The sequence below is a fragment of the Caldimonas sp. KR1-144 genome (genome assembly GCF_049446155.1).
Taxonomy (GTDB): domain Bacteria; phylum Pseudomonadota; class Gammaproteobacteria; order Burkholderiales; family Burkholderiaceae_C; genus Rivibacter.
In genome coordinates this window covers 289,839-311,187 of record NZ_JBMSEE010000003.1, presented here as the reverse complement: position 1 = coordinate 311,187, position 21,349 = coordinate 289,839, and the positions used below count along the sequence as shown (strand labels likewise).

Here is a 21,349-nt window from a genome sequence, read left to right as displayed (position 1 = left end):
GCAAGGCATGACCATGTCACTGCGCATCAACGACACCGCCCCCGACTTCACGGCCGAGACCACGCAGGGAACGATCCGATTCCATCAATGGATCGGCGACGGCTGGGCGGTCCTGTTCTCGCATCCGAAGGACTTCACGCCGGTGTGCACCACCGAACTCGGCTACATGGCGAAGATCGAGCCCGAGTTCGCCAAGCGCAACTGCAAGATCATCGGCCTGTCGGTCGACCCGGTCGGCGACCACGACCGCTGGGCGCAAGACATCGAGCAGACCCAAGGCGCCAGGCCCAAGTACCCGATGATCGGCGACCCCAAGCTCGAGGTTGCCAAGCTCTACAACATGCTGCCGGCCGACGAGCCGGGCACCAGCGAAGGTCGCACCGCGGCGACCAACCAGACGGTGCGCACGGTGTTCGTGATCGGCCCGGACAAGAAGATCAAGCTGATGATGACCTACCCGATGACGACCGGGCGCAACTTTGACGAGATCCTGCGCGCGCTCGACTCGATGCAGCTCACCGCCAAGCACAAGGTCGCCACGCCGGTGAACTGGAAGCACGGCGAGGACGTCATCATCGCCGGCTCGGTCTCCGACGACGACGCGAAGAAGCTCTTCCCCGACGGCTGGAAGGCGCCGCGGCCCTACCTGCGCATCGTCAAGCAACCTTCGTGACGCGGGCTCGGACGTGATCTTCGAGCGCATCGTCACCGGCGGCTGCCTGTCGTACCTGGTCGGCTGCGAGAAGAGCTGCGCGGCTGCGCTGATCGACCCCGAGGTCAGCCAGGTCGACCGCTACCTGGCGCTGGCGACGCAGCACGGCGTGCGCGTGCATTTCGTGATCGACACGCACACGCACGCCGATCACTTTTCCGCCGCGCGCCAGCTGGCCGACCGCCTCGAGGCGCGCACGGTGATGCACCGCAACAGCCCGGCGCCCGGCGTCGACATGCGCGTCGACGACGGCGAGATGGTCGTGCTCGGCAGCCTGCGGCTTTCGGTGCTGCACACGCCCGGCCATACCGCCGACTCGATGTGCCTGGTGGTCGGCGACCGTGTCTTCACCGGCGACACGCTGCTGATCGGCGGCACCGGGCGCACCGACTTGCCCAGCGGCGACGCGGCCGCCTTGTACGACAGCCTGTTCGGCAAGCTGCTGAAGCTCGATCCCGCGCTGATGGTCTTTCCAGCGCACGACTACAAGGGCCGCGAGCACTCGACGATCGGCGACGAGATCGCGAACAACCCGCGCCTGCAGCGCCGCGACCGGGCCGACTTCATCGCGATGATGAAGAGCCTCGACCTGTCGATGCCCACCCACCTCACCGAGGCGCTGCGCACCAACATGAGCGGCGGCAAGACCGTCGCGCAGATGCTCGCCGAGGCGGCCGCGGTCGTGCCTTTCATGTCGATGGCCGAGCTGCGCGCGCGCATCGACGCCGGCACGCCCGACTTCATCGTGCTCGACGTGCGCGAGCGCGACGCCTACGAGGCCGGCCACATCCCGGGCGCGAAGCTGCTGCCGCGCGGCCAGCTGGAGCTGCGCGTCAACGCCGAGCTGCCCGACCCGACGCGGCGCATCGTCACCTGCTGCGAATTCGGCCGCATCTCGACGCTGGCCGCGGCGACCTTGCGCAGCATGGGCTTTCGGCGCGTGGTCGCGCTCGACGGCGGCATGAAGGCCTGGCGCGAAGCCGGCCACCCCACCGAGGGCGGGCCTGCACCGCAATGACTGCGGCGCGCCGCAGCGCCACCGATAATGGCCGGATGAAGCTGCGCTTCTCCAAGATGCAAGGCGCGGGCAACGACTTCGTCGTGCTCGATGCCACCCGCGCCCCGCTGGATCTCACGCCGGCGCAATACCGCTTCCTGGCCGACCGGCGCTTCGGCGTCGGCGCCGACCAGATCCTGATCGTCGAGCCCTCGGTCGAGCCGGGTGTCGACTTCAGCTACCGCATCGTCAACGCGGATGGCTCCGAAGTCGAGCAGTGCGGCAACGGCGCGCGCTGCTTCGTGCGCTTCGTGCGCGACGCCGGCCTGACCGAGAAGAACACGATCCGCGTTCGCACGCTCAGCGGCGTGATCGAGCCGCGCCTGGGGCAAGACGGCCGCGTCACGGTCGACATGGGCGCGCCGGTGTTCGAGCTGCCGCGCGTGCCGTTCGATGCCTCGGGCCTCGCGCCGCGCGAGGAAAACGGCTTCGCGCTGTGGCCGCTGGCCATCGACGGTCGCGCCGCGCCGGTCGAGGCGGCGGCCGTGTCGATGGGCAACCCGCATGCGGTGATGGACATCGCGCAGTTCGGCGTCGCTGATGTCGACGCGGCGCCGGTCGAGTCGCTCGGCCCGCTGATCGAACACCATGCGCGCTTCCCGAAGCGCGTCAACGCCGGCTTCCTGCAGGTGGTCTCGCGCCGCACGGTGCGCCTGCGCGTCTACGAGCGCGGCGCCGGCGAGACGCTGGCCTGCGGCACCGGCGCCTGCGCGGCGGTGGTGGCCGGCATCCGCCGCGGCGTGCTCGATGCCGGCGCGCCGGTCGACGTGCACACGCGCGGCGGGCTGCTGTCGATCGCCTGGTCCGGCCGCGAAGCCGACCCGGTGATGATGACCGGACCGGCGACCCATGTCTTTGACGGCGAGATCGACTTGCCGGCTGCCTGAAGCACCCACTGAATCACGACGAGCCCACCGCATGAGCATCCCGACCGGCATCACCGAAGACGAGATCGCCAACTACCTGCTGCACACGCCCGGCTTCTTCGAGCGCCACGCCGAGCTGCTCGCCACGGTGCAGCTGACCAGCCCCCACGGCCACCGCGCGGTCTCGCTGCAGGAACGGCAGATGGAGATGCTGCGCGAGAAGATCCGCGGGCTGGAGCTGAAGATCGTCGAGATGATCCGCCACGGCCAGGAGAACGTGGCGATCGCCGACAAGCTGCACCGCTGGGTGCGCGCGATCATGCTGACCACCAATGCCGGCGACCTGCCCGGCGTGCTGGTCGCCGAGCTGCGGCACCAGTTCCTGATCCCGCAGGCCGCGATCCGCATCTGGGGCGCGGCGGCCGCGTTCGAGACCTTGCCGTTCGCGCAGGGCGTCAGCGATGACGTCAAGACCTTCGCGTCCAGCCTGACGCAGCCGTTCTGCGGCGCGAACGCCGGCTTCGAGGCGGTCGGCTGGCTCGACGAGCCGCAGACCATCGCCTCGACGGCGCTGATCCCGCTGCGCCATGGCGTCGCGCCCAATGCCTTCGGCATGCTGGTGCTGGGCTCGCCCGACCCGACGCGCTACGGCGCCGACATGGGCACCGAGTTCCTGCAGCGCATCGGCGAGATCGCCAGCGCCGGGCTGACCCGGTTGCTGCCGGTGGCCTGACGATGGCCGGCGCCGCCGAGCCGGTGCCCTGGCCGCCGCAGATCGACCGCTACCTCGAGCACCTGCGCGTCGAGCGGCGTCTCGCGGAAGCCTCGTTGCGCGCCTACCGCGATGCGTTCGCGCGCCTGCACGCCGCGATGACAGCCGACGGCCTCGCGCTCGCCGGCGTGCAGCCGCACCATGCGCGGCGCTGGATGGCGCGCCTGCATGCGCAAGGCCTGGGCCCGCGCAGCCTGGCGCAGATGCTCTCGGCCTGGCGAGGGCTGTTCCGCTGGCTCGGCCACGAGGGAGAAGTGGCGCTCAATCCGGTCGACGGCCTGCGCGCACCCAAGGCCGCCAAGCCGCTGCCGAAGGCGCTGGCGGTCGAGCAGGCCGTCGCGCTGGCCGAGCACCGGGCCGAGGACGCCCGCGACGCGCGTCTCGAGGCGCGCGACCGCTGCATCGTCGAGCTGCTCTACGGCGGCGGCCTGCGCGTCTCGGAACTCACCGGCCTTGATGTCACGGCCAGCGGCAGCGCGCGCGGCTGGATCGATGCCGCGGCCGCCGAGGCCCAGGTGCTCGGCAAGGGCAGCAAGCGCCGCGGCGTGCCGGTCGGGCGCGCGGCGCTCGAGGCGCTGCAGGCCTGGCTCGCGGTGCGCGGCGAACTGGCGCGCCCCGGCGAGCCGGCGCTCTTCGTCGGCCCGCGCGGCGCGCGGCTGTCGCCCTCGCAGCTGCGCGCGATGCTCGCGGCGCGCGCGCGCGCCGCCGGCCTGCCGACGCACGTGCACCCGCACATGCTGCGCCACAGCTTCGCGTCGCACCTGCTGCAGTCCAGCGGCGACCTGCGCGCGGTTCAGGAGCTGCTGGGCCACGCCAGCATCACGACCACGCAGGTCTACACGCGGCTGGACTTCCAGCACCTCGCCAAGGCCTACGACGCGGCGCATCCGCGCGCGAAAAGACGATGACCAGCCTTTCCTTCACGTGATGCCCCAGTCGATCCTCAAGCCGCTGGCGCTCGCGGCCGCGCTGGCGGCCGCCGGCGCCCAAGCCCAGACCCCGACGCCGCCGACCTGGAGCACGCGCCCTGCCGCGGTCGAGCTCAACTGGACGCCGCTCAAGCTGCCCACCGGCGAACGCTACGGCACGCCGATGGCCACGCTCAGCGTGGGTTGGGCGTTCGGCACCCTGGGGCCCTGAGCACCGTCGTCGCTCACCGGGCGGCGGCGAGCCCGCGCAGCGCGTCGGCGTTGCCGGGCCAGGCGGCGAGGTCGTCGCGGTAGGTCTGCGCCGCGCCGGCGCGGTCGCCCGAGCGCAGCTGCCAGGAGGCCAGTGCCAGCCGGCCCGCGGCGCCCAGTGGCGGCGGCTCGCGGCGATCGAGTTGCGCGTCGAGCGCTGCGGCGTCGGCGAAGGCCGCGGCGGCCGCGACGGCGTCACCATTCGCCGCGGCGAGTTCGGCGCGCAAGCGCGCATCGAGCGGGCGCATCAGCGCCAGCACGTCGTCGCCGCTCGCGGCCGCCAGTGCCGCCGCGAAGCGCTGGCCCTGCTGGGCGGCCTCGTCGATGCGACCGCTGCGTGCGAGCGCGACGCCGCGCGCCTGGGCGTCGATGCCGTCGGCCAGCGGGCTCGGCGCGATCGGCGGTGGCAGCGCGATCACCTCGGCCGAGCGCTCCAGCCGCACGAGGGTGAGCGCCGGCAGTCCGCGCACGTAATCGCCCCAGCGCCCGTTCATGCGTCCGGCGCGCGCGGCGAGGCGGCGCGCCGCGTCCAGCGCGACCTCGCCCTGGCCGTCGGCCAGGGCGGCGAACCAGAGGAAGTGCAGGTTGTGGTCGTCCCAGTCGCGGCTGCGGGAGAAGCCCTGGCTGCGCAGGGCAGCGGCGAGGCGTTGTTCGGCGTCGAGCGCGGCCTGGTTCGCGCGCACGGCATCGCCCAGGCGGCCGGTGCGCGCGAGGATGTGCGCCGGCATGTGCAGCAGGTGCGGCGACGCCGGCGCCAGCTGCGGCAGCCGCTGCGCGGCCGCATTGGCGCGTGCCGGTTCGGGCGAGCCGTCGAGCACATGGATCAGGTAGTGGTTGAGGCCGGTGTGCTGCGCGTGGGCGGCGAGCCCGGCTTCGAGCCGCGACGCCAGCTCGCCGAGCCGGCCGGCTGGGCGGCCGCTGGCGCGGTCCCACCAGTCGTCGCGCGTGGCGACGAGTTCGGCTTCGGCCCACAGCGAGAGCAGGTCCGGGTCGGTGGGTTCGGCCTGCACCAGCTCATGCAGCCGCTGGGCGTAGGCGATGTCGCGCGGATGCGCGCGCTCGCCGTTCGCCGGGCCGCACAGCGATTCGGCGCCGCCGCGCACATCGTCGGTGGCCGGCGTGCTCGCGTCCGGCTCGTCGGCGCCGTAGCGCAGCGCCATCGCGTCGATCAGCGCGCGCTCGGCGGCCGTCGCGCCGGCCGCGAGCGACTGCGCCAGCGCCGCATGGCGGCGCGCTTCGCCAAGCCATCCGCGCCGCGGCGCATTGATGTTCGGCCCGAGCTGCCAGGCCACGCCCCAGGCGCACAGCGCGCACGCCGGATCGACGGCGAGCGCGGCCTTGAAGGCGCGCACGGCCTCGCGTTCGTTGAAGGCATAGGCCTGCAGGACGCCCTGGTCGAACAGCCGTCGCGCCTCGGAACTCACGGTCGTCACGGACAGTGTCGAGACGCCGAAGCCGCGATCGAGCGCCGGCGCGCGGCCCTCGTTGGAGGTGGTGCGCGTTGCGCAGGCGGCGGCGGCCACGATCGCCAGCGCGATGGCGGCGCGGCGAAGCGGCGGCCAGACGGCGAGGGCGGGGGGACGATGGGCAGGCATGGCGGGTTCGGAACCCGAGCTTGTAGGCGGCGTGCCGCGGCGGTGTCAAACCCGCGGTTGCGGCGAATGCGGGCCGGGCGCGAGGCGCTGCGAAAATCGCCCGATGAAAGTGATCCGACTGCGTGAAGGCAAGGAACGTTCGCTCCTGCGCCGCCATCCCTGGGTGTTCGAAGGCAGCATCGCCAAAGGCGGCGGCGATGCCGGCGAGACGGTGCGCGTCGAGGCGGCGGACGGCCGCTTCCTGTGCTGGGCCGCGTTCAGCCCGAGTTCGCAGATCCGCGTGCGCGCCTGGAGCTTCGACGAGGCCGAGCGCATCGACGCAGCGTTCTTCCAGCGTCGCGTGCAGCAGGCCGTCGCGATGCGCGCGCGCCTGGCGATCGCCAGCGACGGCGTGCGTCTCGTGCATGGCGAGGCCGACGGCCTGCCGGGCCTGATCGTCGACCGCTACGCGGACACGCTGAGCTCGCAGTTCCTGTCCGCCGGCACCGAGCGCTGGAAGTCGCAGATCGCCGACGCGCTGCTCGCCGCGACCGGCTGCACGCGGATTTACGAGCGCTCCGACTCCGGCGTGCGCGGCCTCGAAGGCCTGCCGTCGGTGGCCGGCTGGCTGCGCGGCGAGGGCGCGACCGAGATCACGATCCGCGAGCACGACTGGCGGCTCACGCTCGATGTCGCCAGCGGCCACAAGACCGGCTACTACCTCGACCAGCGCGACAACCGCGCGCTGTTCGCTCGGCTGGTGCGCCAGTTCGGGGTCAAGCGCGTGCTCAACTGCTACAGCTACACCGGCGGCTTCTCGATCGCGGCACTGGCCGGCGGCGCCGAGGAGGTGATCAGCGTCGATTCGTCGGGCCCGGCGCTCGAGCGCGCCTGCGCCCACGTGGTGCTCAACGGCTTCGACCCGGCGCGCCACACGGCGCTCGACGCCGACGTCAATGCGACGCTGCGCCAGCTGATCAAGGACGGCCGGCAGTTCGACGCCATCGTGCTCGACCCGCCCAAGTTCGCTGCCAGCGCCGCGCATGCCGAGCGCGCGTCGCGCGCCTACAAGGACATCAACCGCCTCGCATTCAAGCTGCTGGCGCCTGGCGGCTTGCTGCTGACCTTCAGCTGCTCGGGCGGCATCGGCGCCGAGCTGTTCCACAAGATCGTCGCCGGCGCGGGCCACGACGCCGGCGTCGACGGCTACCTGCTGCAGCGCCTGGAAGCGGCGCCGGACCACCCGACCAGCATCACGTTCCCGGAAGGCGAATACCTGAAGGGGCTGGCGATCCTTCAGCGAGCTTCAGCGAGTGTGGGGGCGCCAGTGCCTCTGCATCTCGATGAAGAGAAATGATGCCGACCAGCCGATCAGCAGCAGACCGTTGAGCGCCTCGACGCCGGCCAGCAGCCGCACCGAACCCTTGGGCACCACGTCGCCGAAGCCCAGCGAGGTGTAGGTCTCGGCCGAGAAGTAGGCGGCATCGGCCAGGCTCGGCGTCGCGCCGCCCAGCGTGCCGTGGCCGGCGTGCACGAGCCAGCCGTAGGCCAGCGCATAGAGCGCGATCTCGATCGCATGGCCGACCAGGCAGCCGGCCACCGCGACCAGCACGCGCAGCCGACCCGGCCAGCGCACGCCCGCGAGCCAGCGCGTCAAGAGACTCAGCACCTCGAAATGCACCAGCGTGGCCGCGACCAGCAGCCCGAACCCCGTCAACGAAGCGTTCATCGGCGGCGACGGGCGGGGGCGTAGGGATCGGGGTGACCGAGCGCGGCCATCACCTCGGTCTCGCGCGCTTCCATCACCGCCGCCTCGTCGTCGCGCTCGTGATCGAAGCCCTGCGCATGCAGCGTGCCGTGCACCAGCAGGTGGGCGTAGTGCTGTTCGAGCGTCTTCTTCTCCTTGCGCGCCTCGGCTTCGACCACCGGCGCGCACAGGATCAGGTCGGCCGCGACGACGGGCGCGTGCGCATAGTCGAAGGTCAGCACGTTGGTGGCGTAGTCGCGACCACGGTAGTCGCGGTTGAGCGCGCGGCCCTCGTCGGCGTCGACGATGCGCACGGTGATCTCGCCCGGCGCTTCGAGCGCGGCGCGGATCCAGCGCGCGACCTTGTGGCGCGGCAGCGCGGCGCGATGGCGCGCATCGGCAAACTGCAGCGAGAGCGTGAGCGGCGGGCGGGCCATGCGTTCAGCTCCGCTCGGGGCGGTCGGCGCGGTCGACCTCGCGCGGGCCGGCCGGCGGCTGCGCGGCCTCGTAGGCCTCGACGATGCGCGCGACCAGCGGATGGCGCACGACGTCGGCCGCAGTGAAGCGCGTGAACGCGATGCCGCGCACGCGCGCGAGCACGCGCTCGGCGTCGACCAGGCCGCTGGGCATGCCGCGCGGCAGGTCGACCTGGCTCGTGTCGCCGGTGACCACCGCCTTGGAGCCGAAGCCGATGCGCGTGAGGAACATCTTCATCTGCTCGCGCGTCGTGTTCTGCGCCTCGTCGAGGATCACGAAGGCATGGTTGAGCGTGCGCCCGCGCATGAAGGCCAGCGGCGCGATCTCCAGCGTGCCCTTCTCGAAGGCCTTGGTGACGCGGTCGAAACCCATCAGGTCGTAGAGCGCGTCGTAGAGCGGGCGAAGGTAGGGGTCGACCTTCTGCGTCAGATCGCCGGGCAGGAAGCCCAGGCGCTCGCCGGCCTCGACGGCCGGGCGGGTGAGCACGATGCGCTGCACCTGGTTGCGCTCCAGCGCGTCGACCGCGCAGGCCACCGCGAGAAAGGTCTTGCCGGTGCCGGCTGGGCCGATGCCGAAGCTGAGGTCGTGGCCGAGGATGTGGCGCAGGTACTGCACCTGGTTGGGCGTGCGCCCCGCGAGGTCGGCGCGGCGCGTGCGCAGCACCAGCTCGTCGTCGGGCGGCGTCTCGTCGGCCTCGCCGCGGCGGCGCTTGGCCGCGCCGCGCGCGGTGTCGGCCAGGTCGCGCTGCATCGCCACCAGCGCGAGCTGCAGCTCCTCGGCCGCGATCGGGCGACGCGCGCGCTCATACAGGCTTTGCAGCAGCGCGACCGCGCCTTCGGCCGCGGCCTTGGCGCCCTCGACGCGAAATGATTCGCCGCGCCGCGAGATCGCCACGTCGAGCGCCGCTTCGATCGTGCGCAGGTGCTCGTCGAGGCTGCCGCACAGGTGGGCAAGACGGGTGTTGTCGGGCGGGATGAAGGCGTGGCGCAGGATCACGAGCGAGGCCGCGTTGGAGGCAAGGGCGGAAGGCGCGATTGTCGCGCCAGCGCGTCGCCCCCGCGCGCCGGGGGCCGGGCTTGCCTGGGACGCCCGCGCAAACGCTCGCACAATCGCCCGCCATGTCGATGCCGTGGCCGACCTTTGCGCGAATCCTGCTGAGCCGGCTGCGCCTGCTCGGGTTGGCTGCGCTGCTGCCGCTGTTGGCGCAGGCCGTGGCGGCACAGGAGCAGCGCGTGCTCGTGGTGCGCGCCGCGCAGGCGATCGCGCTGCCGCAGGCGAGCTCGGCGCCGCCGGCCGAGGGCACGCCCGCGCAGGTCGTGGCGCTGCCGGACGACTGGTCGGCCAGCCGGCCTCACCATGGCGGCGCGACCTGGTATCGGATCGGTTTCCCGGCGCCTCCGGTGCCGCCCGACGAGCTGCCCGTTCTTTACATCCCGCGCGCCTGCCAGAACGTCGAGGTGTTCCTCAACGGCTCGCGCATCGCACGCGGCGGGCGCATGACGCTGCCGTACACGCGGCATTGCTACGAATCGATGGTCGTCGCGCTGCCGACCGGCCTGCTGATGCCGCACCACAACCGCCTCGAGCTGCAGGTCGTGGGCCATCCGCTCGAACGCGTGGCGGCGCGCCAGCGCGCGGCCGGACTGTCGGAGCTCTACATCGGCGCGCAGTCGCTCCTGCAGCCGGCCAGCGAGCGGCAGCGCTTCTGGAACGTCACCGCGGCCCAAGTCGTGGCGGTGACGCTGGTCGTGCTGGGCCTGTTCGTGATCGGCATCGGCTGGGTGCGCGACGTCAGCTACCTGCTGCACTTCGGCTTCGTCTGCCTGGGCTGGGCGGCGCTGTCGGCGCGCGTGTGGTGGTTCAACATCCCGTTGCCGAACGAGGTGGTCGAAGGGTTCTTCTTCTGCGCTTTCGTGGTGCTGGCAGTCAGCGGCACGCTGTTCCTGCTGCGCTATGCGGGCGTGCCGCCGTCGCGCCGCGAATGGCTGTTGTGGGCGCAGTGCCTGATCGCCCCCGCGCTGCTGCTGGCGGCCGGGCCTGACCGGCTGTTCGTGCTGGCGGCGGCCTTCTACACGCTGCTGGCCGCGCAGGTCATCGGCGCGGCGGGGATCTACCTGTGGGCCGCGTGGCGCGAGCGCCGCACCGAGCGCTGGGTGATGGCCGGCATCCTCGGCCTGCTGGGGCTGGCGATCGTGGCCGAGATCGCGATCCAGGACCTGATGCTGCCGCTGCCGCAGGTGCACATGATCCATTTCGCGATGCCGCTGCTGTTCGTCGCGATCGCGTTCCGGCTGGTGCAGGTGTTCGTGCAGGCGCTGCGCCACGCGGAGCGCGCGCGCGGCGAGTTCGACCAGCGCCTGCGCGACGCCACGGCCGAAATGGAGCGCGGCTGGGCGGCGCTGACCGAACAGCGCGTCGAGCAGATGGCCGAGCGCGAGCGCAAGCGCATCGCCGGCGACCTGCACGACGACCTGGGCGCCAAGCTGCTGACCATCGTCCACACCAGCGACAACGACCGCATCTCGCAACTCGCGCGCGAGGCGCTCGAGGAGATGCGCCTGTCGGTCAAGGGCCTGACCGGCAAGCCGGTGCAGCTGGCCGACGCGCTGGCTGACTGGCGCGCCGAGACGGTGTCGCGCCTGGGCGCCGCCGGCATCGAGATCGAATGGCACAGCGAGGAGGTGACCGAGCCGCGCACGCTGTCAGCGCGCGCCTTCGTCGGCATCACCCGCATCCTGCGCGAGGCGACGAGCAACCTGATCAAGCACAGCGGCGCATCGCGCTGCACGGTGCGCAGCTCGGTCGACGAGGACCTGCACCTCGTGATCCGCGACAACGGCAAGGGCATTCCCCTCGAGCTCGACGGCAAGCTCGACCGCGGCCACGGCATGTACAGCATGAAGCACCGCGCCAAGCAGATCCAGGGCCAGTGCCTGGTGGAGTCGGGGCCGGGCTTCGGAACCGTGATCCGTCTCACGGTCCCGCTCTGAACGTGGGCACCCGCTGCCTGCCATCCTCAGCAACCATGAGGCACGCGGCGGGCCAATGCTGCTAGGATGAGTCCGTGAGTACCGTGACCCGCATCCTCCTGCTCGAAGACCTGCCCGAGATCCGCGCCTGGATGAAGGCGCTGGTGCTGCAGGCCTTTCCCGGTGCCCAGATCGCCGAGGCCGCGCGCGTGCACGACGCCCGCGCGCTGATCGGCGCACAGAAGTTCGATCTCGCGCTGATCGACCTCGGCCTGCCCGACGGCTCGGGCGTCGAGGTCGTGGGCATGCTGCGCGAGGTGCAGGCCGAGGCGCAGTCGGTCGTGGTGACGATCCACGACGACGACGAGCACCTGTTCCCGGCGCTGCAAGCCGGCGCGTTCGGCTACATCCTCAAGGAGCAGCCGCGCGAACAGATCGCCGAGCAGCTGCAGCGCATCAGCCAGGGCGAACCGCCGCTGTCGCCGTCGATCGCACGGCGCGTGATCCAGTACTTCGCCACGCACGCGAAGGACGACTACCCGACCTCGAACCCGGTGCCCGGCGTCACGCTGACCGAGCGCGAGAGCGAGGTGCTGCTGCGTGTCGCCAAGGGCTTCACGCTGCCCGAGATCGGCGTGCAGCTGAACCTGTCGCGCCACACGATCGCCGACTACGTCAAGCAGATCTACCGCAAGCTCAACGTGAGTTCGCGCGCCGAGGCGGCGCTCGAGGCGCAGCGCCTGGGTCTGTTCCGTCGCCAGTAAGGTGATCGGTCGCCTGAGCGGCACGCTCGCCGAGAAGAGCCCGCCCGCGATCCTGCTCGACGTGAACGGCGTCGGCTACGAGGTCGACGTGCCGATGAGCAGCTTCTACAACCTGCCCGCCATCGGCGAGCGCGTCACGCTGCTGACCCACTTCGTCGTGCGCGAGGACGCGCAGGTGCTGTTCGGCTTTCTCACCGCGCCCGAACGCGACACCTTCCGCCAGCTGATCAAGATCTCCGGCGTCGGGCCGCGCACGGCGCTGTCGATCCTGTCGGGTCTCAGCGTCGCCGAGCTGTCGCAGGCCGTCACCGCACAGGAGGCAGGCCGCCTCGTCAAGGTGCCCGGCATCGGCAAGAAGACCGCCGAGCGACTGCTGCTCGAACTCAAGGGCAAGCTCGGCGTCGACCTCGGCCCGGTGGCGGCCGGCGGCGGGCCGGCCAGCGATGCGCAGGCCGACATCCTGCAGGCGCTGGTCGCGCTGGGCTACAGCGATCGCGAGGCGCAGGCGGCGGTGAAGTCGCTGCCCGCCGACGTGGCGGTGGCCGATGGCATCAAGCAGGCCTTGAAGGCGCTCGCGCGCTGAGGGCGCGGGCCTGCGACTCAACCGATCAGCAGCTTGCGCAGCGGTGCCGGCAGCGCGATCTCGCGCAGCTCGGCCGGCGCGACCCAGCGGCCCGGCGCGAAGGATCGCTCAACCCGTGCAGCGACGGCGGCATCGACCAGCACGCGACGCGGGTGCAAGGTCCAGTCGAGGTGGGTCAGGGCATGCCTGAGCGTCGGCTGCGGCTCGGCCGCGGCGTGCACGCCGAGCTCGCGCAGTGCGGTCTCGAGTCCTGCCTCGTCTTCGTGCAGCGGCAGCGTCCACAGACCGGCCCAGATGCCGCGTGCCGGGCGCTGTTCCAGCCACACCGCGCCGTCCGGCGCGGCCAGCCACAGCCACCAGTGCTCGCGCGCGCCGCGCTTGAGCTTGCGCGTCTTGACCGGGTAGGCCTCGACGCGGCCTTGCGCGCGCGCGACGCAGACCTCGGTCAGCGGGCACAGCAGGCAGTCCGGGCGGCGTGCGCTGCACACGGTGGCGCCCAGATCCATCACGCCTTGCGTCCAGGCCGGCATGTCGTCGGCATCGGCGGGCAGCAGCGCGGTCGCTCGGTCCCATAGCGCGCGCTCGTTCGCGGCGACGGCCAGGTCGGCATCGAAACCGAGCGCGCGCGTCAGCACGCGCTTGACGTTGCCGTCCAGGATCGCGGCGCGCTCGCCGAAGCAGAACGACGCGATCGCCGCGGCGGTCGAGCGGCCGATGCCGGGCAGTGTCTCGAGCGCCGACGCGCTGCGCGGAAACGCGCCGCCGTGCTCGGCCATGACCGCCTGCGCGCAGCGATGCAGGTTGCGCGCGCGGCTGTAGTAGCCCAGGCCGGCCCACGTCGACAACACCTCGTCGAGCGGCGCCTCGGCCAGCGCCAGCACAGTGGGAAAGCGCGCGAGGAAGCGGTCGTAGTAGGCCAGTACCGTCGTGACCTGCGTCTGCTGCAGCATGACCTCGGACAGCCAGACGCGGTACGGATCGCGGCTGCGCTGCCAGGGAAGGTCGTGCCGGCCGTGCGTGCGCTGCCAGGCGACGATGCGCGGTGCGATCTCGCGCTCGAGTTCGACGCGCGGCGGTGCCGCGATCACGTCAGCGACCATGGTCTCAGCCGCGCGCCGCGGACGTGTTGGGCGCGGGCAGGTCGAGCGGAATGTCGATCAGGTTCGACGGCGCGGTCTCGGCATAGCCGAGCTCCATCTCGGCCAACACGCCGGGACGGCTTTGCGCCTGCGAGCGCGCCGCCTTGACCAGCTCGCCGAGGCGGCGCTGCAGCAGTTGCAGCCGCTGGTCCTGGCTGTCGAGCTCGGACAACCGGTCCTCGAGTTCACCCGCCGCGGCCTGGATGCGCTCGAGCGATTCTCGACGGCGCCGGAAGCCCTTGCGGCGGTCGCGCAGCTGCGAATCGATCTGCGCCGAGGCGGTCTTGTTCCAGAGCTCCAGCTCGCCCGAGGCGCTCTCGAACACCACGCGCAGTCGCGAGACCAGCATGCGGCGAAACTGCTCGAACGATGCGCCGCCTTGCGAGAGCCGGATCGCATGGCCCAGGCCGAGGTACTGCGTGTAGTTGCGCTCGATCAGCTCGAGGTCGCGCAGAAAGCGATCGAGGTCGGGGCCCTTGCTGACCGCCAGGCTGAACCCGAACTCGACGTTGAGCTTCTCGAAGGAGGCCTCGAGCATCTGATGGATCTCGGCGCCGCGCGTCTGCGCGAGCTCCAGCCGCTCGCGCAGCCCCTCGCACAGGCGCGCGAAGGCCTTGCGCGCACCCAGTTGCAGCAGCGAGCCGCGCAGCGCCGCCTCGAAGGCGTCGATGTCGGCGCGCAGGCGGTCGCTCGCGAGATCGAGCAGCGCTTCCTTGAGCATGCGCGAGTGCACCGCGCGCATGGCCTGCAGGCGCGCGATGCACTGCTCGAACTCCGCCGTGTCGGCCTCCACGCGCTGCAGCATCAATCGCACCTTGGCGGCGTTCTTGCCACGCAGGCCGCGCAGCTCGAGCAGTTGCTCGGCCATCTGGCGGCGGCGGTCGCCGAGGCGGCGCTGGACCTGGGTCTCGATCTCCGATAGCGCGCCGTTGCCCATGCGCGCGAGCAGTTCGCGGCGTTGCGGCAGCAGACCCTCGGACAGCGCGGCTTCGAGCGCCGGCAGCCGGCTTTCGGCCAGGCGCTGAGCGTCGCCTTCGACGCGCGCGGCGAGCGCCTGCTTGGCTGAGATCGGGAACACCGCGGACGGCGCCAGGTCCAGCGTGCGCGCGACCTCCTCGCATTGGCGCTGGATCTGCAATGCCGTTGCCTCGGGCGTGCCCAGCGGATCGGCCAGCGTGTCGATCTTGTTCAGCGCGACGTAGCAGGCCGCGCCGGTGGTCGCGAGGTGTTCGCGCCAGACCGCGAGGTCGGACTTCGTCACGCCGGTGTCGGCCGCGAGCACGAACAGTGCGGCATGCGCGGTCGGCAACAGGCCGAGCGTGAGCTCGGGCTCGGCGCCGATCGCGTTGAGGCCCGGCGTGTCGAGCACGACCAGGCCGCGCTTGAGCAGCGGGTGCGGAAGGTTGATCAGCGCATGGCGCCAGGCCGGCACCTCGACGCAGCCTTGCGCGTCCAGCGGCGGGTTGTCGTCGGCGCGCTCGTCGTCCCAGAAGCCGAGCGCGCGCGCCTGGTCCTGCGTGACGAGGCGGGTGCGCGTGACTTGCGTCAGCGCCTCGGCCAGGCGCTGCGCGTCGCTGGGATCGATCGGCGTGTGCGTCCAGGCCTGCGGCTGACGGCGCAGCTCGGCGAGCGAGGCGCCTTCGAGGCGCGTGTCGATCGGCAGCAGCGCGAGGCTGGGCGGTTCGTCGGCGTCGTAGGCGAGTTCGACCGGGCACATCGTCGTGCGACCCGCGGTCGCCGGCAGGATGCGCCGCTTGGCGTCGGAGAAGAAGATGGCGTTGATCAGCTCAGACTTGCCGCGCGAGAACTCGGCCACCACCGCGACCACGAGCTTGTCTTCGGCGAAGCGGCCGCGCAGGGCTTCGATCTGGTCAGCGGTCGGCGCATCGAGCAGGTCCTGCTCGCGAAGAAAGCGCGCCAGCTCCCGCACGCGCGCCTCGACAGCGCTGCGCCAGCTGCTCAGGGCATCGAAGCTGCGGGCGAACGAAGCGGGCATGGGGCGTGGGCGCTTTGTCCCGGGGGCGATGTGAACGCGAAATCGTAACCGAGCCCCCTGGGACTTTGGACCCTTGCTGCGGACTCGCGGCGACAAGTTGGCGACGAGTCTGTGTCAGGGCGTGACGGAGTTGCGCGGCCTCACCGACCGTTACCGGTGCTGGCACCCGGCGCAGAAGTAGGTCGAGCGCTGACCCTGGACGAGCCGGCGCACCGGCCGTCCGCAGCGCTGGCAAGGCAGTCCCTCGCGGTCGTAGACAGCGGCTTCGGCCTGGAAGGCGCCGTCCATGCCGTGCGCGTCGCGGAAGTCGCGCAGGGTCGAGCCGCCGAGTTCGAGCGCGCGGCCGAGCACGGCGCGCACCGCGTCGACCAGTCGCGCGCAGCGCTCGAGGCTCACGCGCGAGGCCGGCGTGCGCGGATCGATCCCGGCTCGGAACAGCGCCTCGCTGGCGTAGATGTTGCCCACGCCGACGACGATGTCGCCGGCCAGGATCGCGAGCTTGATCGCCACGCGTCGTCCGCGCAGCCGCTGGTGCAGGAACTGCGGCGTGAAGCCGGCATCGAACGGCTCGATGCCCAGGCCCTCCAGCAGCTTGGCCGCCGCGCCGCTGTCGAGCGAGGGCGACCACACGACCGCGCCGAAACGGCGCGGATCGGTCAGGCGCAGCGTGCCGCGGTCCGTGGCCAGATCGAAGTGGTCCCAGGGGCCGGGCGCCGGCATCGACTCGCGCCAGGCCAGCGACCCGGACATCCCCAGATGCACCAGCAGACCATCGCGCGTCGAGATGCCGCTCGAAGGTGCGAGTGCGAACCAGAGGTACTTGCCGCGGCGCGAAACGTCGTCGATGCGGCGTCCGGCCAGCGCCGAAGGCGCGAGGCCCAGCGGCCAGCGCAAGGGCTTGCCCAGGCGCACGTTCGCGATGCATGCGCCGCGCACGCGCTCGACCAGGCTGCGGCGCGTGACTTCCACCTCTGGCAACTCGGGCATGCGCGGAATTATCCCGGCGCGCGTGCATAGAATGATTCTTGCCCTTTGGAGTGCCTCAATGGCGAAGTGCCGGCCGTTCCTGACCCTGCTGCTGTGCGGCTTGGCGTGCATGCCCTTGGCGGCCCAGACCGCCCCGGCGTCGCCGATCGATGACGACGAACCGGCCATCGGCACCGCGCTCGATGCCGAGACCTTCTACGAAGTACTGGTCGGCGAGATTGCGCTGCGCAGCGGCGAACCCGGCGCCGCCTACGAAACGCTGCTCGACGCGGCGCGCAGGATGCGCGACGAGCGCTTGTTCCAGCGCGCGACCGAGATCGCGCTGCAGGCCCGGGCCGGCGACCAGGCGCTCGCGGCCGCACGCGCGTGGCGCCGGGCGCTGCCGCAGTCGATGGAAGCGGCGCGTTACGAGATCCAGCTGCTGAGCGCGCTCGAGCGCGTCGGCGAGACGGCCGAGCCGCTGCGCGCGCTGCTGGCGCTGGTGCCGCCGGCCGAGCGCCCTGGCGCGATCCTGTCGCTGCCGCGCAGCTTCGCACGCGCCGGCGACCGCAAGCAGGTGCGTTCGGTGATGGAGCAAGTGCTGCTGCCCTATGCCCAGGCCAAGGTCGCGGGCGAACCGCCGGCGGCCGCCGTGGCGGCCTGGGCCTCGCTGGCGCGCGTGCGCGCCGCCGCCGGCGACGGTGCGGCGGCCGTCGAGGCGCTGCAGCAGGCGCAGGCCCTGGATGCGGGCAGCGAAGGGCCGGCGCTGGTCGCGCTGGAGCTGATGCCCACGCAGCCGGCGGCCGAGTCGATGGTGCAAAGCTACCTGGCGATCGACGGCACGCCGCTGGCCAAGCGCAGTGCCGTTCGCCTGATGTATGCGCGCACGCTGGCCGGCCAGCAGCGCTATGCCGAGGCGCTGCCGCAAATGGAGACGGTCACGCGTGATGCGCCGGGCCTAGCCGATGCCTGGCTCGCGCTCGGCGCGCTGCGCCTCGAGCTCAAGCAGCCGCAGCCGGCCGAGCAGGCGCTGCGCACCTACCTCGAGCGGCTCGCTCAGGCGCCTGCCGGCGAGGCGGCACAAAGCTCAGGCGACGACGACGGCTCGCTCGCGCAGCGCCAGACGCAGGCCTATTTGCTGCTCGCCCAGGCCGCCGAGCAGCGGCGCGACTACGCCGGCGCCGAGGCGTGGCTTGCCAAAGTCGACGGCTCGCAGGCACTGGCCGTGCAGGTGCGCCGCGCGTCGCTGCTGGCCCAGCAGGGCAAGCTCGACGCCGCGCGCGCGCTGGTGCGCCAGGTGCCGGAGCGCAACCCCGAGGACGCGCGCGCCAAGGTGCTGGCCGAGGCCCAGCTGCTGCGCGACGCCAAGGCCTGGGCGCCGGCGCGCGAGGTGCTCGCGGCCGGCAACGAGCGCTTCAAGGACGACGTCGACCTGCTGTACGAGCAGGCCATGGTCGACGAGAAGCTCGACCGCCTGCCGGAGATGGAAGCGCTGCTGCGGCGCGTGATCGCGCTGCGGCCGGACCATCACCACGCCTACAACGCGCTCGGCTACTCGCTGGCCGATCGCAACCAGCGTCTGCCCGAGGCGCGCGCGCTGATCCTCAAGGCGCTCGAGATCTCGCCCGGCGAGCCGTTCCTGGTCGACAGCCTTGGCTGGGTCGAGTACCGCATGGGCAATCGCGAGGAGGCGCTCAAGTGGCTGCGCCAGGCCTATCGCGCGCGACCCGATCCCGAGATCGCCGCCCACCTCGGCGAGGTGTTGTGGGTCAACGGCGAGCGCGACGAGGCGCGGCGCGTCTGGCGCGAAGGGCGCGGCCGCGACGCCGGCAACGAGGTGCTGCTCGAAACGCTCGCGCGCCTCAAGGTCGAGCTCTGAGTTTCGTGCGCCCGTCCCTGCGTGCCCGCTTCGCGGCCCTGCTGCTGCCGCTTGTTCTCGCGGCCTGCGCCACGGTGAGCGCTCCCGACCTCGGGCTGGCGAGGCTCGACGGCCGGCTCGCGCTGCGCATCGACAGCCAGCCGCCGCAGTCGATGTCGGCGGCCTTCGAACTGTTGGGCGACGGCGAGCGCGGCCGGCTCGTGCTGACCAACCCGCTGGGGCTGCAGATCGCCCAGGCGCACTGGTCACCCGGCGCGCCGGCGCGATTGATCACCAGCGAGGGCGAGCGCCATTTCGGCGACCTCGACAGCCTGGCCGAAGGCGCCCTGGGCGAGCGCGTGCCGCTGGCCGCGTTGCCAGACTGGCTGCGCGGCCGGCCCTGGCCCAAGGCGCCGAGCCAGGCCGCAGCGAGCGGCTTCGAGCAGCTGGGCTGGTCGATCGATCTCGGCCGCCAGGCCGAAGGCCGCGTCGCGCTGCGCCGCGTTGCAGCGCCGGCCGTGGACCTTCGCGTGCAACTCGACCCACGTTGATCCCGCCGATGGCTCTGCGTTCGATCACCGACCTGCCGGCACCGGCCAAGCTGAATCTCTTCCTGCACGTGGTCGGCAAGCGTGCCGACGGCTACCACCTGCTGCAGTCGGTGTTCGCGCTGATCGACTGGGCCGACACGCTGCACGTCGAGCGCCGCGACGACGGCCGTCTCGCGCGCCACGATCTCGGCCTTGCGCTGCCGCCAGACGACCTGACGCTGCGCGCCGCGCGTGCGCTGCAAGCGGCCAGCGGCACGACGCTCGGCGCCGACCTGTCGATCGACAAGCGAGTCCCCTGGGGTGCGGGACTGGGCGGCGGCAGCTCCGATGCCGCGACCGCGCTGCTGGCGCTCAACCGGCTGTGGGGGCTGGGTTGGCCGCGCAGCCGCCTGGCCGAGCTGGCCGCGACGCTGGGCGCCGACGTGCCGTTCTTCGTCGGCGGGCGCAACGCGTGGGTCGAGGGCGTCGGGGAGAAGCTCACACCGATCGAGTTCGCGCCGCGCTGGTGGGCCGTGCTCAAGCCGGCCGTCGCGATCCCGACCGTGGCGGTGTTCACGAGTCCGGCATTGGCCGAGCAGTTGGTGCGCGCGCGCGCGCCTGCTATACTTTCGGACTTTCTTGCAGACCCCACGGGGTTTGGCCGCAATGACTTGCAGTTGCCAGCAATGGCCTACAGCTCGGAAGTCGGTCAGGCCTTGAAGCTGCTGGAAGCCCGCTTCGGCGCAAGCCGGATGTCGGGCTCGGGCAGCGCGGTGTTTGCGGAAGTCGGTGCGGGCGAATCGCCGCGGGCCGCGATGTTGGAAGCCGACGAGCTTCCCGCGGGCTGGGTGGGACGCATGTGCCGGGGTCTCGAGCGGCATCCGCTCGCCGACTGGGCAGGCGACTGAAGCGTCCGTCCCGCGGCAGCGAAGGTCACGAAGGACCGGCGACAGTTTTTTGGTGAGCGCGCAAGCGCTGACCCGTGTAGGGGAGTCGCCAAGTTGGTTAAGGCATCGGATTTTGATTCCGACATGCGAGGGTTCGAGTCCTTCCTCCCCTGCCAAACCTGCAGCTGAAGACACGGCGCCCCGAGGGGCGCCGTGTCGTTCTCGCTGGCTCCCCGGAGATGCCGACCATGCTCGCGAACACAGTCCTCTTCACCGGCAACGCGAACCCGGCGCTTGCGCAGGAGATCGCGACCCATCTCGGCATCGAGCTCGGGCGCGCCCACGTGGGCCGCTTCTCCGACGGCGAGGTCACGGTCGAGATCCAGCAGAACGTGCGTGCGCGCGACTGCTTCGTTGTGCAGCCGACCTGCGCGCCGACCAACGAGAACCTGATGGAGCTGTTCATCATGGTCGATGCGCTCAAGCGGTCTTCCGCCGCGCGCATCACCGCGGTGATTCCCTACTTCGGATACGCCCGTCAGGACCGCCGCCCGCGCTCGACGCGCGTGCCGATCTCGGCCAAGGTGGTGGCCAACATGCTCGAGGCCACCGGCGTCGCGCGCGTGCTGACGATGGACCTGCACGCCGACCAGATCCAGGGCTTCTTCGACATCCCGGTCGACAACATCTACGCCTCGCCGGTGCTGCTGTCTGACCTCAAGAGCAAGAACTACGACAACCTGATCGTCGTCTCGCCGGACGTCGGCGGCGTCGTGCGCGCCCGCGCGCTGGCCAAGCAGCTTGGCTGCGATCTCGCGATCATCGACAAGCGCCGCCCGGTGGCCAACGTCTCGGAAGTGATGCACGTCATCGGCGAGATCGAAGGCCGCAACTGCGTGATCATGGACGACATGATCGACACCGCCGGCACGCTGGTGAAGGCGGCCGAAGTGCTCAAGGAACGCGGCGCAAAGAGCGTGTTCGCCTACTGCACGCACCCGATCTTCTCGGGCCCGGCGATCGAGCGCATCAAGGGCTCGGCGCTCGACGAGGTCGTGATCACCAACACCATCCCGCTGAACGCGGCCGCCAAGAGCACCGGCAAGATCCGCCAGCTCTCGGTGGCCTTCCTGTTCGCGGAGACCATCCGCCGCATCTCGGACGGCGAGTCGGTCACTTCGCTTTTCTCGGAGCAGAACAACAACTTCTGATCCGGGTTTCACGGCCGCGGCATGCCGTCGCGGCATTCACCACGGGTGCCTGGTCGCGGGCAC

General features: G+C 71.6%; 21 protein-coding genes and 1 tRNA gene. 15 read left to right on the top strand and 7 right to left on the bottom strand.

Annotated elements, in window-relative coordinates; genetic code table 11:
• The first annotated feature begins 13 nt into the window (after nucleotides 1-13).
• Genes ACO2TI_RS09395 through ACO2TI_RS09370 form a run of 6 tightly spaced genes read left to right on the top strand, consistent with a single transcriptional unit; the run spans nucleotide 14 to nucleotide 4,547 of the window.
• Nucleotides 14-673 (top strand): peroxiredoxin, encoded by a 660-nt coding sequence (locus tag ACO2TI_RS09395; RefSeq protein WP_423284076.1) that lies wholly within the window; start codon nucleotides 14-16, stop codon nucleotides 671-673.
• A gap of 13 nt (nucleotides 674-686) precedes the next feature.
• Nucleotides 687-1,730, top strand: coding sequence for an MBL fold metallo-hydrolase (locus tag ACO2TI_RS09390; RefSeq protein ID WP_423283779.1), 1,044 nt, complete (start codon nucleotides 687-689; stop codon nucleotides 1,728-1,730).
• Between the two features lie 35 nt (nucleotides 1,731-1,765).
• Nucleotides 1,766-2,656, top strand: coding sequence for a diaminopimelate epimerase (dapF, locus tag ACO2TI_RS09385; RefSeq protein ID WP_423283778.1), 891 nt, complete (start codon nucleotides 1,766-1,768; stop codon nucleotides 2,654-2,656).
• 31 nt (nucleotides 2,657-2,687) lie between these two features.
• On the top strand, nucleotides 2,688-3,368 hold the full coding sequence (locus tag ACO2TI_RS09380; RefSeq protein WP_423283777.1) for a DUF484 family protein: 681 nt from the start codon (nucleotides 2,688-2,690) through the stop codon (nucleotides 3,366-3,368).
• A gap of 2 nt (nucleotides 3,369-3,370) precedes the next feature.
• Nucleotides 3,371-4,315: a tyrosine recombinase XerC gene (locus ACO2TI_RS09375; protein ID WP_423283775.1), complete on the top strand. Its 945-nt coding sequence runs from the start codon at nucleotides 3,371-3,373 to the stop codon at nucleotides 4,313-4,315.
• 19 nt (nucleotides 4,316-4,334) lie between these two features.
• Nucleotides 4,335-4,547 carry a hypothetical protein gene (locus ACO2TI_RS09370; protein ID WP_423283774.1) on the top strand — a complete coding sequence of 71 codons (213 nt, stop codon included), beginning with the start codon at nucleotides 4,335-4,337 and terminating at the stop codon, nucleotides 4,545-4,547.
• Between the two features lie 13 nt (nucleotides 4,548-4,560).
• Here the strand turns inward: ACO2TI_RS09370 and ACO2TI_RS09365 are convergent, their stop codons facing one another.
• Nucleotides 4,561-6,180 carry a hypothetical protein gene (locus ACO2TI_RS09365; RefSeq protein ID WP_423283773.1) on the bottom strand — a complete coding sequence of 540 codons (1,620 nt, stop codon included), beginning with the start codon at nucleotides 6,178-6,180 and terminating at the stop codon, nucleotides 4,561-4,563.
• Between the two features lie 103 nt (nucleotides 6,181-6,283).
• On the opposite strand from ACO2TI_RS09365, the gene ACO2TI_RS09360 reads away from it, so the two are divergent.
• The gene (locus ACO2TI_RS09360; RefSeq protein WP_423283772.1) at nucleotides 6,284-7,516 is read left to right on the top strand and encodes a class I SAM-dependent rRNA methyltransferase; all 1,233 of its coding nucleotides are present in this window, start codon (nucleotides 6,284-6,286) and stop codon (nucleotides 7,514-7,516) included.
• Here the strand turns inward: ACO2TI_RS09360 and ACO2TI_RS09355 are convergent.
• The 3 genes from ACO2TI_RS09355 to ACO2TI_RS09345 are packed head-to-tail and all read right to left on the bottom strand — an operon-like array spanning nucleotide 7,466 to nucleotide 9,379.
• Nucleotides 7,466-7,888 (bottom strand): potassium channel family protein, encoded by a 423-nt coding sequence (locus ACO2TI_RS09355; RefSeq protein WP_423283771.1) that lies wholly within the window; start codon nucleotides 7,886-7,888, stop codon nucleotides 7,466-7,468. The genes ACO2TI_RS09360 and ACO2TI_RS09355 overlap by 51 nt on opposite strands.
• Nucleotides 7,885-8,343 (bottom strand): rRNA maturation RNase YbeY, encoded by a 459-nt coding sequence (gene ybeY, locus ACO2TI_RS09350; protein ID WP_423283770.1) that lies wholly within the window; start codon nucleotides 8,341-8,343, stop codon nucleotides 7,885-7,887. The genes ACO2TI_RS09355 and ybeY overlap by 4 nt, the downstream gene beginning before the upstream one ends.
• 4 nt (nucleotides 8,344-8,347) lie before the next feature.
• Nucleotides 8,348-9,379 carry a PhoH family protein gene (locus ACO2TI_RS09345; RefSeq protein ID WP_423283769.1) on the bottom strand — a complete coding sequence of 344 codons (1,032 nt, stop codon included), beginning with the start codon at nucleotides 9,377-9,379 and terminating at the stop codon, nucleotides 8,348-8,350.
• A gap of 122 nt (nucleotides 9,380-9,501) precedes the next feature.
• Between ACO2TI_RS09345 and ACO2TI_RS09340 the strand changes: the two genes are divergently transcribed.
• The 3 genes from ACO2TI_RS09340 to ruvA all read left to right on the top strand — a co-directional run bounded on the left by ACO2TI_RS09340 (nucleotide 9,502) and on the right by ruvA (nucleotide 12,699).
• Nucleotides 9,502-11,373, top strand: coding sequence for an ATP-binding protein (locus tag ACO2TI_RS09340; RefSeq protein WP_423283768.1), 1,872 nt, complete (start codon nucleotides 9,502-9,504; stop codon nucleotides 11,371-11,373).
• An 83-nt stretch (nucleotides 11,374-11,456) separates the two neighbouring features.
• The gene (locus ACO2TI_RS09335) at nucleotides 11,457-12,116 is read left to right on the top strand and encodes a response regulator (protein ID WP_423284075.1); all 660 of its coding nucleotides are present in this window, start codon (nucleotides 11,457-11,459) and stop codon (nucleotides 12,114-12,116) included.
• A gap of 1 nt (nucleotide 12,117) precedes the next feature.
• Nucleotides 12,118-12,699, top strand: a complete 582-nt coding sequence (ruvA, locus tag ACO2TI_RS09330; RefSeq protein WP_423283767.1) for a Holliday junction branch migration protein RuvA — start codon at nucleotides 12,118-12,120, stop codon at nucleotides 12,697-12,699.
• Nucleotides 12,700-12,716: 17 nt separating this feature from the next.
• Here ruvA and mutY read toward each other — a convergent pair whose 3' ends face one another.
• From mutY to mutM, 3 genes are all read right to left on the bottom strand, one after another.
• Nucleotides 12,717-13,799 carry an A/G-specific adenine glycosylase gene (gene mutY / locus ACO2TI_RS09325; protein WP_423283765.1) on the bottom strand — a complete coding sequence of 361 codons (1,083 nt, stop codon included), beginning with the start codon at nucleotides 13,797-13,799 and terminating at the stop codon, nucleotides 12,717-12,719.
• 4 nt (nucleotides 13,800-13,803) lie between these two features.
• A complete protein-coding gene (locus ACO2TI_RS09320) occupies nucleotides 13,804-15,834 on the bottom strand; it encodes a dynamin family protein (protein WP_423283764.1) in 2,031 nt (676 codons plus the stop codon).
• Nucleotides 15,835-15,984: 150 nt separating this feature from the next.
• Nucleotides 15,985-16,821 carry a bifunctional DNA-formamidopyrimidine glycosylase/DNA-(apurinic or apyrimidinic site) lyase gene (gene mutM / locus ACO2TI_RS09315; RefSeq protein WP_423283763.1) on the bottom strand — a complete coding sequence of 279 codons (837 nt, stop codon included), beginning with the start codon at nucleotides 16,819-16,821 and terminating at the stop codon, nucleotides 15,985-15,987.
• A gap of 58 nt (nucleotides 16,822-16,879) precedes the next feature.
• Here mutM and ACO2TI_RS09310 point away from each other — a divergent pair, with 58 nt between their 5' ends.
• The 5 genes from ACO2TI_RS09310 (at nucleotide 16,880) to ACO2TI_RS09290 (ending at nucleotide 21,286) form a co-directional block, all read left to right on the top strand.
• The gene (locus ACO2TI_RS09310; protein WP_423283761.1) at nucleotides 16,880-18,679 is read left to right on the top strand and encodes a tetratricopeptide repeat protein; all 1,800 of its coding nucleotides are present in this window, start codon (nucleotides 16,880-16,882) and stop codon (nucleotides 18,677-18,679) included.
• Nucleotides 18,680-18,684: 5 nt separating this feature from the next.
• The gene (locus tag ACO2TI_RS09305) at nucleotides 18,685-19,209 is read left to right on the top strand and encodes an outer membrane lipoprotein LolB (RefSeq protein WP_423283760.1); all 525 of its coding nucleotides are present in this window, start codon (nucleotides 18,685-18,687) and stop codon (nucleotides 19,207-19,209) included.
• 14 nt (nucleotides 19,210-19,223) lie between these two features.
• Nucleotides 19,224-20,096, top strand: coding sequence for a 4-(cytidine 5'-diphospho)-2-C-methyl-D-erythritol kinase (gene ispE / locus ACO2TI_RS09300; RefSeq protein ID WP_423284074.1), 873 nt, complete (start codon nucleotides 19,224-19,226; stop codon nucleotides 20,094-20,096).
• A gap of 78 nt (nucleotides 20,097-20,174) precedes the next feature.
• Nucleotides 20,175-20,251: transfer RNA gene (locus ACO2TI_RS09295), tRNA-Gln, on the top strand.
• Nucleotides 20,252-20,323: 72 nt separating this feature from the next.
• Entirely contained in the window at nucleotides 20,324-21,286 is a 963-nt protein-coding gene (locus tag ACO2TI_RS09290) for a ribose-phosphate pyrophosphokinase (RefSeq protein WP_423283759.1), read from the top strand.
• Nucleotides 21,287-21,349: the final 63 nt, after the last annotated feature.

Excerpts from the sequence above, each read along its gene's own strand:
- ACO2TI_RS09375 (WP_423283775.1), top strand. The coding sequence starts at position 3,371 with ATGGCCGGCGCCGCCGAGCCGGTGCCCTGGCCGCCGCAGATCGACCGC.
- ACO2TI_RS09290 (WP_423283759.1), top strand. The coding sequence starts at position 20,324 with ATGCTCGCGAACACAGTCCTCTTCACCGGCAACGCGAACCCGGCGCTT.
- ACO2TI_RS09320 (WP_423283764.1), bottom strand. The coding sequence starts at position 15,834 with ATGCCCGCTTCGTTCGCCCGCAGCTTCGATGCCCTGAGCAGCTGGCGC.
- mutM (WP_423283763.1), bottom strand. The coding sequence starts at position 16,821 with ATGCCCGAGTTGCCAGAGGTGGAAGTCACGCGCCGCAGCCTGGTCGAG.
- ACO2TI_RS09340 (WP_423283768.1), top strand. The coding sequence starts at position 9,502 with ATGTCGATGCCGTGGCCGACCTTTGCGCGAATCCTGCTGAGCCGGCTG.
- dapF (WP_423283778.1), top strand. The coding sequence starts at position 1,766 with ATGAAGCTGCGCTTCTCCAAGATGCAAGGCGCGGGCAACGACTTCGTC.
- ACO2TI_RS09310 (WP_423283761.1), top strand. The coding sequence starts at position 16,880 with ATGGCGAAGTGCCGGCCGTTCCTGACCCTGCTGCTGTGCGGCTTGGCG.
- ACO2TI_RS09360 (WP_423283772.1), top strand. The coding sequence starts at position 6,284 with ATGAAAGTGATCCGACTGCGTGAAGGCAAGGAACGTTCGCTCCTGCGC.
- ACO2TI_RS09395 (WP_423284076.1), top strand. The coding sequence starts at position 14 with ATGTCACTGCGCATCAACGACACCGCCCCCGACTTCACGGCCGAGACC.
- ACO2TI_RS09365 (WP_423283773.1), bottom strand. The coding sequence starts at position 6,180 with ATGCCTGCCCATCGTCCCCCCGCCCTCGCCGTCTGGCCGCCGCTTCGC.
- ACO2TI_RS09380 (WP_423283777.1), top strand. The coding sequence starts at position 2,688 with ATGAGCATCCCGACCGGCATCACCGAAGACGAGATCGCCAACTACCTG.
- ACO2TI_RS09370 (WP_423283774.1), top strand. The coding sequence starts at position 4,335 with ATGCCCCAGTCGATCCTCAAGCCGCTGGCGCTCGCGGCCGCGCTGGCG.
- ybeY (WP_423283770.1), bottom strand. The coding sequence starts at position 8,343 with ATGGCCCGCCCGCCGCTCACGCTCTCGCTGCAGTTTGCCGATGCGCGC.
- ACO2TI_RS09355 (WP_423283771.1), bottom strand. The coding sequence starts at position 7,888 with ATGAACGCTTCGTTGACGGGGTTCGGGCTGCTGGTCGCGGCCACGCTG.
- mutY (WP_423283765.1), bottom strand. The coding sequence starts at position 13,799 with ATGGTCGCTGACGTGATCGCGGCACCGCCGCGCGTCGAACTCGAGCGC.